This window comes from Mucilaginibacter sp. P19 (assembly GCF_050632265.1).
GTDB lineage: Bacteria > Bacteroidota > Bacteroidia > Sphingobacteriales > Sphingobacteriaceae > Mucilaginibacter > Mucilaginibacter gossypii.
Genome location: NZ_CP192586.1, coordinates 614,512 through 631,789, shown reverse-complemented (window position 1 = coordinate 631,789; position 17,278 = coordinate 614,512). Strand labels below are relative to the sequence as shown.

Genomic DNA, 17,278 nt, shown 5'->3' with positions numbered 1-17,278 from the left:
GATTGTTACTAAAATCAATATGGCAGTAAACAAATGGTACCCGGTTTACACCAACCCACGAGCCGAAAAAAGGCATATGAAGCATTAGTGAGCAAAGGCATTAATGTTTACCTGCCCCTGCACCGTCAGCTTAAACAATGGAGCGACCGCAGAAAATGGGTTGAGGAACCATTGTTAAAATCATACCTGTTTGTAAATATTGCCGAACAAGAGCAGGCCGAAGTGTTAATGACCAAAGGCATTGCGCGGTTCCTTTATTTTTCGGGCAAGCCTGCAGTTATGCCTGATAAGCAGATCCATGAACTTAAATTACTCATGGCAAGTCCATATGAACTGGAGGTAACAGAGGAAGACCTGCAGCCGGGCGAGAAGATTATCATCAGAGCAGGTGTACTAAAGGGCATGACAGGCGAAGTTGTATCACGCAGATCGCAAAAACAACTGATATTACGCCTGGAAAGTATTGGTTACTCTATTATCGTTAATGTTGCTGCATCGCTAATTGAGCGGTTTTAAAATAAAAGGAATTGTTTTGGACAACAGATAATATTTCATTATTTGCGCCGAAAATTCAATAAATAGACAGCTTGTGCCCTGCAACACAAGTGATTAATAGCTAATTAGTTACAAGACATCAATGTAACTTACGGGGCGAAGCTATGAAATTTAATGAACAATGTGCCGTATAGCAGGAATCGTTTCTGAAAAAATATCCCAGAACGAGATCAGGAATAGCGTAAAATTAATGTGCCACGCGTTACAGCATGGCGGGCCGGATGATGAGGGCATATTTGAAGATAAAAAAGCCTGCCTTGTTTTCGGTCACCGCAGGTTATCAATTATTGACCTCAGCAGCAACGGGCATCAGCCCATGACAGATGTGGGCCAAAATGCATGGATCACCTTCAATGGCGAAATTTACAACTACCCTGAATTAAAACAGGAATTGCTAAGATCAGGAGCACAATTTAAGTCAGGCACTGATACCGAAGTTATACTCCAGGCCTATCTTAATTGGGGCACTGCAGCTTTTTCAAGGTTCAGAGGTATGTTTGCTTTTGCCTTGTATGATGTTGGCAAAGCCCTTACTTACCTTGTACGTGATACTACCGGTATAAAACCGCTATATTATTCGGCTGTAAACAACGAGCTTTGTTTTGCATCTGAAGTGCGGGCATTTAAACAGTCGGGACTGAATATCGAAAAAGATCCGGACTGGCCGGTAAGACTACTGGCATTTGGCCATATTCCTGAACCCTATACCACATTAAAAAATGTATTCAGCTTGCCCAAAGGACATTTTTTATGCTGGGACCACAGGAGTGCAGGGTATACTTTAAGCAAATATCACATTGATGGTTTGCAAAATGTAATAACCGATAAAAACGAAGCCCATCGGATAATCTACAATGCACTTAGCCTGGGCGTAAAAAGGCAATTAATTGCCGATGCACCCATAGGTGTATTTTTAAGCGGGGGGATTGATTCAAGCCTGCTCACAATGCTGGCCAATCGGCAAAAAAAGAGCAACTTAAAACCATTTCTATATTTTTTGATGAAAAAAGTTATGATGAACGCAGCTATCAAAACATCATTAACAATAAAATAAATGGCCAAAACTTTTCACACCTGGTAAAACAATCAGATTTTGAAGCGTTTTTTTCGCAAATCATGGATGCTATGGATATGCCTACCACCGATGGCATTAACGGCTGGTTTATAAGTAAATATGCCCATGACGATGGTTTGAAGGCGGTATTATCAGGTGTGGGCGCCGATGAACTTTTTGGAGGTTATCCCTCATTTAACCGCATAAAATATCTTGGCTATCTGCGTAAACTGCCATCATGGATGTTAAAGATATCCAGTCATTTTTTGCCTGATCATTATAAGAGATTGGCATTCCTCGCTGTTAACCATCCCGTAGCTGATTACCTGGCTTTGCGTGGATTGTTTTCATTGGCTGATGTTTCTGCTCTACTGGATACGAGCATTGATCATATTAATGATGTATTGTTCGGCACAGCTTTGTCGCCCGCACCACACGGGTATAATAACGAACATGCAGAATGGTTTGAAACGCATTTCTACATGCAAAACCAATTACTTAGGGATACCGATATAATGAGCATGAATCATGGCCTTGAAGTCAGGGTTCCGTTTTTGGATGAAGATTTTAACCGTGCAGCCCGGAATATCGCACCAGCCATCAGATTTAATAAACGCCAGCCGAAAAAACTTCTTATTGAAAGTTTCAACAACCTTATTCCGCCTGAAGTTTGGAACAGGCCCAAAATGGGTTTCACATTCCCCTTACAAAAATGGATGAAGGAGCACCGGCTAATTAGCGATACTGATAATTACAAAGGAAAAGCGGCACAAAATGTTATAAAACAGTTTAAAAACGACAGCATTCATTGGTCAAAGGCTTTTGCCTTGTATCAGGTTCAAAATGATGGCTAAAAATGTAATTCTTTTTACTTTACAAACATTTAGCACTACCGGCGGCATCCAGAAAATGACACGCACACTTGGTCATTCCTTGCATCGTGCTGCCTTAAAAAACAATTGGAATTTTGAGCTTTGGTCGGCTTATGATAAGCAGGATGACCTGATGGCGCAATATTTACCTTCTGCAAATTTCAAAGGGTTTGGCATAAACCGGGCAGGTTTTGTTTTGGAAACCATCGGCCATTCGGCAAAGCCCCATGTTGCTATATTAAGTCATATTAACCTGGCCATCATTGGCCTGTTAATTAAACTGATTAACCCTAAATGCCGGTTATGGCTTGTAGCACACGGCATTGAGGTTTGGCGTCCGCTTTCGTTTTTAAAGCGGCTGACGCTTAAACACTGCGACTGCGTAATTTGTGTAAGCAATTATACCAAACAGCAAATGATAAAAAGGCATAACCTGAATGCAGATAAATGCATTGTGCTGAATAATGCAATTGACCCATTTATGCGTTTGCCCGATATCTTCGCGAAGCCACAAAAACTGTTGCGCCGTTATGGTTTAAACCACGATGATTTTATCATATTTTCGTTAACACGCATGGCATCTACCGAGCTATACAAAGGGTATGACCAGGTAATTAGTGCCTTGGGCAGCCTTAAGTCACAATTTCCGCAAATAAAATATATACTTTCGGGCAAATATGATGAGCAGGAACACATCCGTATAAAAGAATTAATAGCGGCGCATGATGTAACGGAACAGGTAATTTTAACCGGCTTTATTGATGAAGCCGAACTCACCGACCATTTCCTGCTGGCCGACCTGTTTGTTTTACCAAGCAAAAAGGAGGGATTTGGCATTGTATTTATTGAAGCTCTTGCCTGCGGCTTACCCGTTATTTGTGGCAATGCCGATGGTAGTATTGACGCCATCCGGAACGGCGAACTGGGAGAAGCCATTGACCCGGACAACCTTACCGAACTTAACAAAGCAATAACAAAGCATTTGCAAAAACACTTAGCTGCTGATACCCGCAAAAGCTTACAGGAAAAATGTTTAAGCCATTTTAACGAGCACGATTATATGACCAAACTTGAGCAGCTGATAAATGACTGATTTGCATCCGGAAAAGTGGGACATCGAAATAAATGCGAAAGGCAGCCTGCTCGACCTTAAGCTTAAAGAGGTGTGGCATTACCGCGACCTGCTTGTGCTACTCGTTAGGCGCGATTTTATTTCCTTTTATAAGCAAACCATTTTGGGTCCGGTGTGGTTTTTTATTCAGCCGGTTATTACTATCCTGTTTTATACCCTGATATTTGGCAATTTGGCCGGCATCCCGGTTGATGGCCTGCCAAAGCCACTTTTTACCTGGCCGGCACCATCATTTGGAACTATTTTGCCGATTGCCTGAACAAAACGTCAACTGTTTTTAAAGATAATGCCGGTATACTTGGCAAGGTATATTTTCCAAGACTTATTATGCCCCTAAGTATTGTACTTTCAAACTTGATCCGTTTCGCGGTTCAGTTTCTACTTTTCATAATCCTGTACATCATATTTATCTTAAAGGGCGAACATATTATTCCCAATATAGCAGCCTTGCTGCTGCCATTACTCATTATCATGATAGCATCACTGGGTTTAGGCTTAGGTATGATCATATCGGCTGTTACCACAAAATACAGGGATATAGCGTTTATAGTAGCCTTTGGCGTACCACTTTTAATGTATGCAACAACGGTTATATACCCTTTATCGGTGGCACAGGCTAAATATCCTAAATACAGCTGGCTTATTAAGTTTAACCCCATTACGGCCATAATTGAAACGTTCAGGTATGGCTGTTTAGGCAAAGGAAGCTTTAACTGGGAGCTGTTAGCTTACAGTATCGTTAGCACTATTGTAATACTGCTTACAGGCATAGTAATATTTAATAAGGTTGAAAAAACTTTTGTTGATACTGTATAAATGAGCAAGGCAATAAAAGTTGAAAACTTATCAAAAGCCTACCAACTAGGCGATTTTGGTACGGGCACTATCTCCCGCGACCTGGAGCGTTTTTGGGCACATCTGCGGGGTAAGGAAGATCCTTTTTTAAAAATAGGCGAAGTGAATGATCGTACCATCAAAGGCGAAAGTGATGTGGTATGGAGCTTGAACAATATTAATTTTGAAGTTGAACAGGGCGATGCTGTTGGCATTATAGGCCGCAACGGAGCAGGTAAAAGTACCCTGCTTAAAATTTTAAGCCGTGTTACCTCTCCTACTACCGGCTCGGTAAAACTAAAGGGCCGGATAGCCAGTTTACTTGAAGTAGGCACAGGTTTCCACCCGGAACTGAGCGGGAGGGAAAATATTTATCTCAATGGTGCCATACTGGGGATGCGCAAGGCCGAGATCAGACAAAAGTTTGATGAGATCGTGAGTTTTTCGGGGGTTGAAAGGTATATCGACACGCCGGTTAAGCGTTACTCATCGGGAATGTATGTACGGTTAGCCTTTGCGGTGGCTGCGCACCTTGAAAGCGAAATTTTGATAGTAGATGAAGTACTGGCAGTTGGCGATGCCGAGTTTCAGAAAAAATGCCTCGGTAAAATGGGACAGGTAAGCATGAACGAAGGGCGCACGGTTTTGTTTGTAAGCCACAACATGGCCGCGGTGAAAACATTATGTAACCGGGGCATTGTGCTTGCAAACGGGCAGTTGATATATGAAAACAAACAGCTCGAAGCAGTAGGCTTTTATCAAACCAATAACAATACCCGGTCAACATTTGAACACCAGGGCGATCTAACCTCAGCACCTGGGAATGAAAATATAAAAGTGCTTAAATTCGTCATCCGGCCGCTTACCGGCGACAGTATCTCCATTTCGACAGGCATTAGCTTAGAGATGATCTTTTTTAATCAAAAAACGGGCATTAACCTAGATGCAACCTTTGAATTAAAAAATAGTGATGAAATCCCCGTATTTCATAACGGCGTGCTTATATCAACCAATAATGATTCAAAAACCGGGTTTTACACGGTTAAGTGTACTATTCCGCCTAACCTGTTGAACGCCGGCAATTATTCATTCAAGTTGATTTTTGGCGAAAATCAACGTTACCAATTATTTGGTGCTGATGATTTTATCGGGTTTGAGGTTGAAAACGAAAGTAAAGGAAGTAACAGCGCTTTAGCTCCGGGTGTAATTCACCCTAAACTTGATTTTGATATTAGTTACCAGGCATAACAGCATATGGAAGCCCCGCGCATCATACAATTGCCCAAGTTTTTAGACGACCGGGGAAACCTTTCTTTCATTGAAGAAAACAACCATATCCCCTTTAAAATTGAGCGTACCTATTGGATTTATGACGTACCCGGCGGCGAACGGCGTGGCGGCCACGCTTATTTAAACCTGCAGGAATTTATTGTCGCTATTAGTGGCAGCTTCGACGTTGTGCTTCATGATGGTGTAAAGGAAATGCGGTATAGCCTTAACCGTTCATATTATGGGCTGTATGTTCCGAAAATGATGTGGCGGGAGATTGAGAACTTCTCGACCAATTCACTTGCCCTGATCCTGACCAACGGCAAGTATGATGTAAATGAATATATCAGGGGTTTTGATCAATTTGTGAGTTGCAAACATGGAAGGTAAAATATCAACTGTTTTTGATTGTAACATCATCCACCTTAACCGTATTCATAACCGGGCCGGTAACATCACTCCTGTTGAAAACAATATCCATATCCCCTTTGCTGTTAAACGGGTATATTATTTGTATGATATCCCGGGAGGAGAATCACGCGCGGCGCACGGACATAAGCAGCTTGAACAATTTATCGTAGCAGCCAGTGGCAGCTTTGATATCACTATTGACGATGGTATCAACAAAAAAACAGTACAGTTAAACCGCCCGTACATAGGGTTGCATATCCAGCCCGGCATCTGGCGCGATATTTCAAATTTTTCGTCGGGTGCTATTTGCCTTGTATTAGCTTCTATGTTGTATACAGAAGCCGATTATCTAAGAGAGTACAAACAGTTCAAAGATTACAAATCATTATAAGTGGAGTTCCCTTTTTGTAAATTTGACTTAATATTTAGATTGGTTGAGGAAAGCGATGCCGAATTTATTTTAAGTTTAAGAACCGACCCGGTACACGCCCGGTACCTGACACATACCGACAATAATTTGCAAAAGCAAATTGAATGGATTAGAGCATATAAAAAGCGGGAAAAAAACGGCAGGAATATTACTTTTTATTTTCTGACCATGACTATCAGCCGCTCGGAGTTATAAGATTGTATGATATAACGGCTGATACCTACACCAGTGGCAGCTGGATCATAAAACCCGGATGCGATGAATTTGTAAGCATAAAATCAGATCTGTTTATTTCTGAATTTGCAGCCAGCGAATTAAAAAATAAAAGATGTGTGTTTGATGTAAGGAAAGACAATAAAAAAGTGTTACGGTTTCATAAAATGTTTGCAACAATAACAGGTGAAGACGAACTCAACTATTATTTTACAATAGATGAGGAGAGCGTTAAACGCAAGGTTAGTTTTTTAATAAGTATAATACAACCTAAAACTTAACTATGAATATTGAAAAATTTATAAGCGAATTTGCTGATCAGTTTGACGACTTGGATACAAGTTCTTTTACTGCCGAAACATTATTCAAAGAAAACGACGAGTGGAGCTCCATGACAGCACTTTCAGTGATTGCCATGGTAGATGACGTTTACGCAGTCAGACTAACAGGCGATGATATCCGCAACTCAAAAGTTATTCAGGACATCTACGATATTGTATTGAAAAAATCAAATTCGTAAACCCAGGCACTTACGTTAATATCCTATGAATAACCCATTCTGTTTAAAAGGTAAAAAAATTTTGGTTACCGGCGCCTCATCAGGCATAGGCAGGCAAATTGCTATAAGCGTTTCAGGAATGGGAGCCGAAACTTTTATTACCGGCAGAAACGAGCAACGACTGTCAGACGTTTTTAACTTGCTGGAAGTACCCGGCACCCAATATGTTGCCGATCTTGATATTGAGCAGGAACAGGACAACCTGATTGAGTTAATGCCGAATTTAGATGGCGTCGTATTATCTGCCGGGATTGTAAAAACTTTGCCTTTTAAATTTATAAACAGGAAAGACCTGGATTCGATCTTCGAAACAAATTTTTTCTCACCCGCTATTTTGATCAATAAGCTGTTAAAAACTAAAAAGCTAAACAAAAATGGATCGGTCGTATTTATATCATCCATTGCCGGCAACTATGTTGGAACTGTTGGCAACGCGATGTACAGCGCTTCAAAAGGCGCCATAAATGCTATGCAAAAGGTATTAGCTATTGAACTTTCTGCCCAAAGGATCAGGGTCAATAATATCTCTCCGGGCATGATAAAAACCGAACTCATCTACGACCCTATATTTACAGAGGAGCAGCTGAAAGACGATGAAAAAAATACCCCTTGGGATTTGGCGAACCAATTGATGTTGCCAACGCAGCTATTTACCTGTTATCTGACGCCAGTAAGTGGGTAACCGGAAGCACCCTGATAATAGACGGGGGATTCACCATACAGTAAATGCAGGCCTTTATAAAAGCTATTTCATACCACTTGCCTCAAAATCAGCTTACCAATGCTGATCTGTCGGCCCTGTTTCCCGAATGGGGAGTAGAGAAGATAGCCAACAAAATAGGTATCAGCACCCGTCACATTGCTGCCGAGGATGAGTTTGCGTCAGATATGGCGATAGCCGCGGCACAAAAACTGTTTGCCGCGCATAACATCAATCCAACTGAAATTGATTTTATATTATATTGTACCCAAAGCCCAGACTATTTTTTGCCTTCAACAGCTTGTATTATACAGGATAAGCTGAGTATTCCGGTTAAAGCGGGCGCACTCGATTTTAACCTGGGCTGTTCGGGCTACGTGTACGGCCTTGCTTTAGCCAAGGGTCTTATAGCGGCAGGTATAGCCACCAATATCTTGCTGCTCACGGCCGAAACCTATTCAAAATTCATACATCCTAAAGATAAGGGAAACCGTACCATTTTTGGTGATGCCGCCGCCGCTACCCTCATCAGCACCGAAGGCTTTGCGGCTATAGGCAACTTTGAATTGGGTACGGATGGTAAGGGTGCTGAAAATCTGATGGTAAAGCAGGGAGCCATCCGTTACCCTGAAAAAAGTGCCGACACCGTACATGATGACTATGGGAATGAGCAATCATTAGGAAGTTTATATATGAACGGGCCCGAAATATTTGCTTTTACCTCTAAAGAGATTCCTGCTTTAATAACAGATACCCTTAAAAAAAACGGTGTGCGCAAAGACGAAATCGGGCAGTTTATCCTGCACCAGGCCAACCGGTACATGCTGGAGCACCTGCGTAAAAAGATGGATATAGCTTCCGAAAACTTTTATATCTATATGGCCGCTATTGGTAACACGGTATCATCATCGGTACCCGTTGCACTTGATGAAGCCATGAAAGAAAAACAGGTTACTCCGCAAACAAAATGGCTTTTGGCCGGCTTTGGTGTTGGCTACTCATGGGCCGGAACCGTAATAACATTTATATAAAAGCAAAAAGCCTACGGCTCAAAGTTGAACCCGATGAATATTCCGTTTCTATCTTTAACCAGTCAGAATAATTTAGTTGAAGCAGAGATTCGCGCGGCGTTTGAGCGCGTTTTTCAAAATAAATGGTACATACTTGGTAAGGAAGTAAGTGATTTCGAAAATGCTTACGCTGCCTTCAATAACGTACAATACTGCATTGGGGTAGGCAACGGACTTGATGCCCTGTGCATTGCGCTACGGGTGCTTGAAGTTGGTGAAGGCGATGAAGTCATCGTACCTTCAAATACGTTTATAGCCACCTGGCTCGCCGTGTCGCAGGTAAGGGCTACCATTGTACCGGTTGAGCCCGATAAGGATACTTATAATTTAGACCCACGTTTGATTGAGGCAGCCATCACCCCAAAAACAAAAGTGATCATACCCGTACACCTTTACGGGCAAGCCTGCCAAATGGACGCTATTATCCAGATAGCCCATAAGCATAATCTTTTTGTGATTGAAGATAACGCACAGGCGCAGGGCAGCACATACAACAACAAGCTTACCGGCAGCTTCGGCCACATTAACGCTACCAGTTTTTATCCAATAAAAAACCTGGGCGCGTATGGCGATGCAGGGGCTTTAACCACCAACGATACCGGCCTCGCACAAAAAGCAAGCCTGCTGCGTAATTATGGCTCCGAAAAAAATATTACAATGAGGTTATCGGTGTAAACTCAAGGCTTGATGAACTGCAGGCTGCTTTTCTTTCGGTAAAATTGAAATATCTGAATGGATGGACAACTGAGCGGCAGACCATAGCTTCTGCCTATACCCGTCAACTTAACGGAATCGACGGCCTTATCTTACCAGCCACCGCCTCAGGATCATCACATGTATACCATTTATATGTAATCCGTACTGCAAAACGAAATGAGCTGGAGAAACATTTAAACAACAATGGAATAGGCACCGGGATCCATTATCCTGTACCTGCCCATTTACAAAAAGCGTATGAGCACCTCGGTTACCAAAAAGGTGACTTCCCGATAGCTGAGGAATTGGCAGAAACCTGCCTGAGCCTTCCGCTGAATCCGGGCATGAGCAATGAAGAAATTGAGTACGTAACTAAAACTATCAAAAAGTTTTATGCGTAAAATTTTGATAGTGAATGGTGGCCTGGTAATTGGAGGTGCTGAGAAACTTGTTCATGAACTTGCTGTTTTTGCCCAGCAAAACAAAATTGCCCCAACTATACTGATCCTTGATAATTACAACCAGGAATATTACGACCTGATTTTTAAACAGAAGAAAATAAGAGTAGTAAGAACCCGGCTCAACGTAATAAAGAACTTCAGAGCCCCTTTAAAAATGTTGAGGTCGATATACTGGAGGTTAAAATTAAAATTTCTTGCCAATAGCATATATGAAAGTGTCCATGTGATCGGCTTGTATAATATTTACAGGGTAAAAGACACAGTTAATCATGATCATCGGTTTTATTGGCATGTAACCAATGCGGCGCAAGGTACCTATAACTTTCCGGAAACATACTTTGACAACCCCGATGACACTCTGGTTTGCATTAATCAATACCAGTTAAACGAGCTCGATACCCATTACGGGAACGCCGTATTTAAATGTAAAAGAGGCTTATTTCCACTTTTTTTGAATGATTAATTTAAACGTCATATCAAGAATCGCTGAAGACAAGAATTACTTCCCTGATCTGATAAAAATACTACACTTGTTAAAAAACAAGGGGATCACCGATGTCCAGATACTATTCATAGGCACGGTATATAGCCCGAAAGTTTATCAAAACATTATGGATATGGCCAGCCGGCTTAATGTTTCCTCAAACATCGCATTTACTGAAAAATCGATTCCTATGAGTGAACTAAGCGATGAAATAAAAAACGGATATTTTATCAACTTCACCATCGGTGAATTTACCGGCTTCTCAGGTTTGGAAAGTATCAAAAACGGATTTAAAACAATTTTTTATAACATTGATAAATCGCTTAAAAACGAGTGCGATAATGTAATTGCTTACTGTCACACACGTGATAAATTGATGGATCTGATAATAAATATAAGTCAAAATCAAGCCTTGACAAGCGAAGAAATTACAGCTTGTAACCAGAAAATGCTTAACAGGTTTATATTAAATAGTGCTATGAAGCGGGAATTGCTTGCTATGATGCTGCCAAAATCAAATCATTCTGATAAACTGGCTTGATCGATCGTCTTGTAGTTTTATGTTATCCAATTCCTCAATAACTTGAGTACCGGCATATCGGTTATTCTTTGCTGTTATAACAGCAGCGCGCGGCTTCCCTAACCATTAAACACCTGGCCTTACAAAAGGTACCGGGAAGTGTTGGATGGGAGGTTATTATTGTTGACAATGCATCAACAGATGGCACAGCGGACACAGCCAGGGCCGAATGGGGAAAACACAATTTAACCGATGTTCCGTTCAGCGTTGTGAGCCAACCTATTGCAGGGCTAAGTCATGCGCGGGATATGGGTTTAAATCACGCTCGATATGAATACCTTCTTTTTTGCGATGATGACAACTGGCTTTTCGACGATTACATTGAGCGTGCCTTTAAAATCATGAACAGTGATAGCCAAATAGGTGTATTGGGGGGATGTGGATTAATAGAAGCGGAACAACCTGCCCTACTTTCCGAAAGCCTGCTGAAATTTACTACCGTTTGGGGTCCTCAAACTTGGGCAGTCGGTAGCCATTGGGTTTATGGTGCCGGATCTGTTTACCGGAAAAGTATACTGCTTGAACTGAAGAACGCAAATTGGCGCCAGGTAACAACCGGCCGCATAGGCAAAAAGCTGGTTTCGGGCGAAGATGTTGAAATATGTTTGATGAGCCATTTAATGAGCTACAAAATAATAGCTGATGATAATCTGAAATTTAAACACTTTGTTCCGCTTAAAAGGCAAAATATCAATTATATATTAAAAGCAGCGTTTTGGCTAAACTACAGCAGCGCTTTGCTCAATGGCTATTTCGCACTGGTTAATAATAAACCATCTATCGAACAAATCATAAATCAAGATCTGCTTTCCACCGCAAAATCCTTAACCAAGTTAACGGTTAACTTGGTTTATCAGAAGACTATTAAATTCCGGACTGTTAGTATCGAACAAAAAATTTTATACTATCAAAAATGTGGCCAGCTCAAATCGCTGCTAACTAACAGGCAACTAATAAAAAACCAGTACCAGCATATAAAACAATTATTAAAAACTGTAAAAACAGCCCAGGCTTTCACAAGCCATTGAGGTTATGGGATATTCCGTACCGATACTTTTTTTAATATTTAACCGCCCGGCTTTTACAGAAATGGTTTTTGAAGCCATAGCTAAAATTAAACCTAAATACCTGTATATAGCTGCCGACGGACCACGGCCTGATAAACCCGATGATATCGACCTGTGCGCCAAAACACGTTCGGTAATTGAGCGCATAAACTGGGATTGTGAAGTTAAAACATTATTAAGGGATAAAAACCTCGGCTGCAAATCGGCAGTTAGCGAAGCCATCAACTGGTTTTTTGAAAATGTTAACGAAGGAGTCATTTTAGAAGATGACTGCCTGCCCGATAGAACATTTTTCCCCTTTTGCGAGGATCTGTTGACAAAATACCGTTTTGACGACAGGGTAATGTCAATATCAGGTTCAAATTTACTAACCGATGGCTGGAAAAAAGATGCCCAATCATATCATTGGGGGCATGGCGGTATCTGGGGTTGGGCCACCTGGAAACGTGCATGGAACCTTTATGACATAGAAATGAAAGACTGGGCCAAGCAGCAAACAAAGGATAAGGTTAAAATGCAGCTTGGCACTACCGACTGGTACCATAGTTATTACGGCATGTTTGAATCATCCTTTAACAAATCATTAAATACCTGGGATATTCAATGGTTCTATAGCATTCTGATCAACGGTGGCATGGCAGTTAATCCTTGCATAAATCTTGTAAAAAATATAGGCTATGGAAATGGGACACATATGCATTCGGCAGATGATGCTATTGCCGATCTACCATTAGGCACAATGATATTCCCACTAAAACATCCTAAAAAAATGCTTTTGGATACCGCTTATTTAAAACAGGTTTACGCGCGGCTTAACAAAAAATACAAAATTTCTGTTATACACAGGGCGCTTAAATTTTTTAAGATAGCATAATGAAACAATTCATAAAACGGTTATTGCTTGGCTTTTTTGAAAAAATAAACCTTGTCCATTTAATTTACCTGCTTAATGAAAAACAGGCAAAACGCAACATTCAATTAAGCATTACCGATCTCGGGGCCACTTTTTATCCGGAGGCGGTAGTTTCGAACTCGCTCGACAAATCGAGAATAGTAGTTGGCAAAGGAACCCATATCCGGGGGATGCTCAATATATTTAAGTACGGCGGTAAAATTGTGATTGGCGAAAACTGCTACATTGGCGATCACACCAGGATCTGGTCAGGCGAAAGCATAACCATTGGCAATTTTGTGCAAATCTCACATAATGTAAATATTATGGACACAAATGCGCATGAGCTTGAAGCCATTGAAAGGGCCGAACGGTGGATGGACCTGGTACACAACGGGCACTGGGCCGATAAAGGCAACGTACACACTGCACCGATAATAATTGATGACTACGCCTGGATCAGCCTGAACGCTGTAATTTTAAAAGGAGTTACCATTGGCAAAGGCGCTATCGTAGCAGCAGGAGCAGTGGTTACTAAAAATGTTGAACCATTTACCATGGTTGCCGGTAACCCGGCAAGTTTTATAAAAACATTACCACAGCAATGAAAATACTTGTCATAGGCTCCAAAGGATTTATCGGTTCGGCCTGTTACAGCTATTTTAAAAGTCAACCAGATTATGAAGTATATGGCGCTGATGTAATGGTAGAATATGACGATCCCAACTACTTTTTAATTGATGCCACCAACGCAGATTTTAAGAAGGTATTTCATGAGCAACAGTTTAATTGGTGTATTAACTGTGCAGGGGCTGCGTCAGTGCCCGAATCATTCAATAATCCTGAGCGTGATTACTTGCTAAACGTTCATCACCTTGTGAACATCCTCAATGCCATAAAAGAAGGTAATGGCAATTGCAGGCTCATCCAGCTATCGAGCGCGGCAGTTTACGGCAATCCGCAAATGCTACCTATTACAGAGTCCCATACGCTTAATCCGCTTTCACCCTATGGTGTGCATAAAAAACAAGCCGAAGAGCTCTGCCAGCTATATCACGATCATTTTAGCTTAAATGTTCATATATTCCGTGTGTTTTCGGCATATGGAGCCGGTTTGAAAAAACAGCTGTTTTGGGACCTTTACAAAAAATCGCAGACTCAAACAAATATCACATTGTTCGGTACCGGTAACGAAACACGCGAATTTATTCATGTTATCGATATTGTAAACGCCATTAACCTGTTTATCAATGCCGACAAGTCCGGGTTCAGCATTACAAACATTGCTAATAATAATACCATCACTATAACAACAGCAGCCGAAACTTTTTTGAAATATATAGGCTTTAGCGGCGGCTTGTCATTTACAGGCACCAACCGCATTGGCGATCCGTTATACTGGCAAGCCGATAACAGGCAACTAATTAGCCTGGGCTACCAACAAAAAGTAAATTTTGAGGATGGTATTAATACCTATTGTAAATGGCTAAAAGGAAAAGAATAGGACTAAGCTACACCTACAACGAAAACTGGATCGGCGGCACTTACTATATCGAAAACCTGGTAAATGCGTTAAACGTCCTTAATGATGAGGAAAAGCCGCATATTATTTTGCTTACTGATAGTTACGAAAGTTTCAGGACGGCGCAGCAAAAATTCAACTATCCTTATATCAGCTTTCAGCTTGGTTCGGGCGAAGCAAACAAAGGTTTCCAATTACTAAACAGGGTAACAAACCGGCTGTTTAAAATCCGTCTGTTTAGCCAGAAAATTAAAGCCCTTGATGCTGTTTTTCCTTATTATAAAAGTGAGCAACAATCGGCTGCTAAAAAGAAAATATATTGGGTAGCTGATTTCCAGGAACATTTTGCCCCTGAATTTTTCAGTAAAGATGATATTGCCTCGCGCCTGCAAAACCAGCAGGAAATTCAAGCCTCGGCCGGGCATTTAATTGTGAGCAGCAATACCGCGCTCGGACATTTCAAATCTATTTTCCCTAAGCATACAGTTAAGGTAATCGTTCTGCCTTTCGCGGTAGCGCATCCTCCGTATCAGGATATCAACATCAAGTTACTGCTTGAAAAATATCAGTTGCCCGCAAGGTATTTTATCTGCCCTAACCAGTTCTGGAAACATAAAAATCAGATGGTAGTTCTAAAAGCAGTTAAAGAGCTAAAAGCGGAAGGCATTGAAATTACCGTAGCTTTTACCGGTAATACCAACGACTACCGAAACCCACATTATTTTACAGAGATGAAAGCGTTTGTTGAAGACAATAACATCGGCAACAACGTTAAGTTCCTGGGTTTTATCGACCGGCGTGATCAGCTTCAATTGATGAATAATGCCATTGCCATTATACAGCCATCATTGTTTGAAGGCTGGAGCACTGTTGTGGAGGATGCTAAGCTAATGAATAAATTTTTACTGGTTTCAGATATTGAGATTCACAGGGAGCAGTTGGTTAACAGTTCGGCACGCTTTTTTGATCCATATAATGTTAACCAGTTAGCGCAACTGCTTCAGCAGTTCAGTGAACATCGAAGCCCTCCCCTGCTCTTTGAAAATAACACTTATCATGAAAGCGTTGAAAAATTTGGCCGAACATTTCTACAGATAATTGACTGAACAAAAACATGAATCTTCCGGATCTTCAGTCTTACCGTTCAAACTTTATCAATAAAGGCGTTCAATTGCCCCTGCCCATAGTAGCCGGTACCGAAAACGGACTATTGCACCAGTTACCCCCACCTCCGTGCGGCAAAACCGGCTGGCCCTGGGATGAGCAGGCTGCACCAACTATTTATGATAATAGAATAAACTGGCCTAAGCTTACCATCGTAACCCCGTCATATAACCAGGCCGGTTTTCTGGAGCAAACCATCAGGGCTGTGCTTCTGCAAAACTATCCCAACCTGGAGTATATCATCATCGACGGCGGCAGTACCGATCAATCCAAACAGATTATTGAAAAGTATGCCCCATGGCTTAGCTATTATCAAAGCGAAAAAGATAATGGCCAGAGCAATGCCATTAATCAGGGGTTCAGCCTTTCATCCGGCCGGTACCATGCCTGGATCAATAGTGATGATTACTATCTTAAAGGCGTTTTCCATAAGGTGTTAAATAAATTTATGAGCACCAATGCAGATTTTATATACGGTTACGGGAACGACTACAATGTGGTGTCCGGCAAAACAACCACAACGCGGGTATTGCCTTTTATTGATTATTTTATCAAGATTCCGAGCCTTGTGCAGCCCTCCACTTTTTGGAGCGCCGCCATTCATGAACCCGTTTGGGAGGAGCTTCATTGCTCCCTTGATTTTGAATTATGGCTCAGGCTGGTAAAAGGACACAGCAGGGCATTAATCAAAGAGCCTCTTTCCGTTGCCAACGTGCATGAACAAGCCAAAACTCATTCGCCAAAAATGAAGGCGCAATGGGAGGCCGATCATCAGAAAATATGGGCGGCAGATGCTCACGGCACTGTTTATGAATGGAAGAAAATTGTTTTTTTAAACAGGATCAGGATCAGATTATATAAGGTATTTGGATATTACTCATGATGTTACTAAAAAGAAGTACAAACAAGATCCTGAGGATCTTATTCCATTTCTTTAACCAAACGTCGCTTCCTTTTAAAAGTAACCGGATTCTAATTGTAAGACTTGATGCTCTTGGCGATTACATTCTTTTCAGAAACTATATAAAATGTATCAAACACGCACCAAAATTTAAAAGCTATAAACTGACGCTCCTTGGGAATATAGCATTTAAAGATATAGCCGAGGCATATGATAAAGATGTCATCGATGAATTTATCTGGATAGCGCCATCAATAATTTATGATATAAACAAAAAAATAAGATTATCATTTGCCATTAAAAAAAGGCATTTGATATCTTAATCAATCCGGTTCATTCAAGAGTATTGCACACTGATGAGTTTATATCCCAACTTGGAGCCAAACAAAAGATTTGCAGCAGCGGGGATGAT

19 protein-coding genes and 3 pseudogenes are annotated in these 17,278 nt (G+C 41.2%); all 22 read left to right on the top strand.

What is annotated here, in order from left to right; all coding sequences use genetic code 11:
• Positions 1 to 33 precede the first annotated feature (33 nt).
• The 22 genes and pseudogenes from ACQ86K_RS03170 (at position 34) to ACQ86K_RS03065 (ending at position 17,189) form a co-directional block, all read left to right on the top strand.
• Positions 34 to 516, top strand: a complete 483-nt coding sequence (locus ACQ86K_RS03170; protein ID WP_431199788.1) for a UpxY family transcription antiterminator — start codon at positions 34 to 36, stop codon at positions 514 to 516.
• 160 nt (positions 517 to 676) lie between these two features.
• Positions 677 to 2,463: pseudogene (gene asnB, locus ACQ86K_RS03165) on the top strand (asparagine synthase (glutamine-hydrolyzing)).
• A complete protein-coding gene (locus tag ACQ86K_RS03160; protein WP_091173924.1) occupies positions 2,453 to 3,574 on the top strand; it encodes a glycosyltransferase family 4 protein in 1,122 nt (373 codons plus the stop codon). Before asnB ends, ACQ86K_RS03160 begins: the two are co-directional and overlap by 11 nt.
• Positions 3,567 to 3,872: an ABC transporter permease gene (locus ACQ86K_RS03155; protein ID WP_431199787.1), complete on the top strand. Its 306-nt coding sequence runs from the start codon at positions 3,567 to 3,569 to the stop codon at positions 3,870 to 3,872. Before ACQ86K_RS03160 ends, ACQ86K_RS03155 begins: the two co-directional genes overlap by 8 nt.
• A complete protein-coding gene (locus ACQ86K_RS03150) occupies positions 3,830 to 4,429 on the top strand; it encodes an ABC transporter permease (protein ID WP_431200782.1) in 600 nt (199 codons plus the stop codon). Before ACQ86K_RS03155 ends, ACQ86K_RS03150 begins: the two co-directional genes overlap by 43 nt.
• Positions 4,430 to 5,695, top strand: coding sequence for an ABC transporter ATP-binding protein (locus ACQ86K_RS03145; protein ID WP_091173933.1), 1,266 nt, complete (start codon positions 4,430 to 4,432; stop codon positions 5,693 to 5,695). It abuts the gene before it with no gap.
• A gap of 6 nt (positions 5,696 to 5,701) precedes the next feature.
• Positions 5,702 to 6,106, top strand: coding sequence for a sugar 3,4-ketoisomerase (locus tag ACQ86K_RS03140; RefSeq protein ID WP_091173936.1), 405 nt, complete (start codon positions 5,702 to 5,704; stop codon positions 6,104 to 6,106).
• Entirely contained in the window at positions 6,096 to 6,518 is a 423-nt protein-coding gene (locus ACQ86K_RS03135; protein WP_091173939.1) for a sugar 3,4-ketoisomerase, read from the top strand. Before ACQ86K_RS03140 ends, ACQ86K_RS03135 begins: the two co-directional genes overlap by 11 nt.
• Before the next feature lie 39 nt (positions 6,519 to 6,557).
• Positions 6,558 to 6,752 carry a hypothetical protein gene (locus tag ACQ86K_RS03130; RefSeq protein ID WP_431199786.1) on the top strand — a complete coding sequence of 65 codons (195 nt, stop codon included), beginning with the start codon at positions 6,558 to 6,560 and terminating at the stop codon, positions 6,750 to 6,752.
• Positions 6,753 to 7,053: 301 nt separating this feature from the next.
• On the top strand, positions 7,054 to 7,290 hold the full coding sequence (locus tag ACQ86K_RS03125; RefSeq protein ID WP_091173945.1) for an acyl carrier protein: 237 nt from the start codon (positions 7,054 to 7,056) through the stop codon (positions 7,288 to 7,290).
• 25 nt (positions 7,291 to 7,315) lie between these two features.
• Positions 7,316 to 8,055: pseudogene (locus tag ACQ86K_RS03120) on the top strand (SDR family NAD(P)-dependent oxidoreductase).
• Positions 8,056 to 9,060 carry a 3-oxoacyl-ACP synthase III family protein gene (locus ACQ86K_RS03115; RefSeq protein ID WP_091173950.1) on the top strand — a complete coding sequence of 335 codons (1,005 nt, stop codon included), beginning with the start codon at positions 8,056 to 8,058 and terminating at the stop codon, positions 9,058 to 9,060.
• A gap of 33 nt (positions 9,061 to 9,093) precedes the next feature.
• Positions 9,094 to 10,196: pseudogene (locus ACQ86K_RS03110) on the top strand (DegT/DnrJ/EryC1/StrS family aminotransferase).
• Positions 10,189 to 10,719: a hypothetical protein gene (locus tag ACQ86K_RS03105; RefSeq protein ID WP_091173953.1), complete on the top strand. Its 531-nt coding sequence runs from the start codon at positions 10,189 to 10,191 to the stop codon at positions 10,717 to 10,719. The pseudogene ACQ86K_RS03110 and the gene ACQ86K_RS03105 overlap by 8 nt, the downstream one beginning before the upstream one ends.
• 148 nt (positions 10,720 to 10,867) lie before the next feature.
• Positions 10,868 to 11,281, top strand: a complete 414-nt coding sequence (locus ACQ86K_RS03100) for a hypothetical protein (RefSeq protein WP_143020860.1) — start codon at positions 10,868 to 10,870, stop codon at positions 11,279 to 11,281.
• Positions 11,282 to 11,385: 104 nt separating this feature from the next.
• Positions 11,386 to 12,348 carry a glycosyltransferase family A protein gene (locus ACQ86K_RS03095; RefSeq protein WP_431200781.1) on the top strand — a complete coding sequence of 321 codons (963 nt, stop codon included), beginning with the start codon at positions 11,386 to 11,388 and terminating at the stop codon, positions 12,346 to 12,348.
• Between the two features lie 4 nt (positions 12,349 to 12,352).
• On the top strand, positions 12,353 to 13,261 hold the full coding sequence (locus ACQ86K_RS03090) for a hypothetical protein (protein WP_091173963.1): 909 nt from the start codon (positions 12,353 to 12,355) through the stop codon (positions 13,259 to 13,261).
• On the top strand, positions 13,261 to 13,887 hold the full coding sequence (locus ACQ86K_RS03085; protein WP_091173968.1) for an acyltransferase: 627 nt from the start codon (positions 13,261 to 13,263) through the stop codon (positions 13,885 to 13,887). The genes ACQ86K_RS03090 and ACQ86K_RS03085 overlap by 1 nt, the downstream gene beginning before the upstream one ends.
• The gene (locus tag ACQ86K_RS03080) at positions 13,884 to 14,783 is read left to right on the top strand and encodes an NAD-dependent epimerase/dehydratase family protein (protein ID WP_091173972.1); all 900 of its coding nucleotides are present in this window, start codon (positions 13,884 to 13,886) and stop codon (positions 14,781 to 14,783) included. Before ACQ86K_RS03085 ends, ACQ86K_RS03080 begins: the two co-directional genes overlap by 4 nt.
• Positions 14,762 to 15,907: a glycosyltransferase gene (locus tag ACQ86K_RS03075; RefSeq protein WP_091173975.1), complete on the top strand. Its 1,146-nt coding sequence runs from the start codon at positions 14,762 to 14,764 to the stop codon at positions 15,905 to 15,907. Before ACQ86K_RS03080 ends, ACQ86K_RS03075 begins: the two co-directional genes overlap by 22 nt.
• 8 nt (positions 15,908 to 15,915) lie before the next feature.
• Positions 15,916 to 16,848, top strand: a complete 933-nt coding sequence (locus ACQ86K_RS03070; RefSeq protein WP_091173978.1) for a glycosyltransferase family 2 protein — start codon at positions 15,916 to 15,918, stop codon at positions 16,846 to 16,848.
• Positions 16,845 to 17,189, top strand: coding sequence for a hypothetical protein (locus ACQ86K_RS03065; protein ID WP_431199785.1), 345 nt, complete (start codon positions 16,845 to 16,847; stop codon positions 17,187 to 17,189). Before ACQ86K_RS03070 ends, ACQ86K_RS03065 begins: the two co-directional genes overlap by 4 nt.
• Positions 17,190 to 17,278 lie beyond the last annotated feature (89 nt).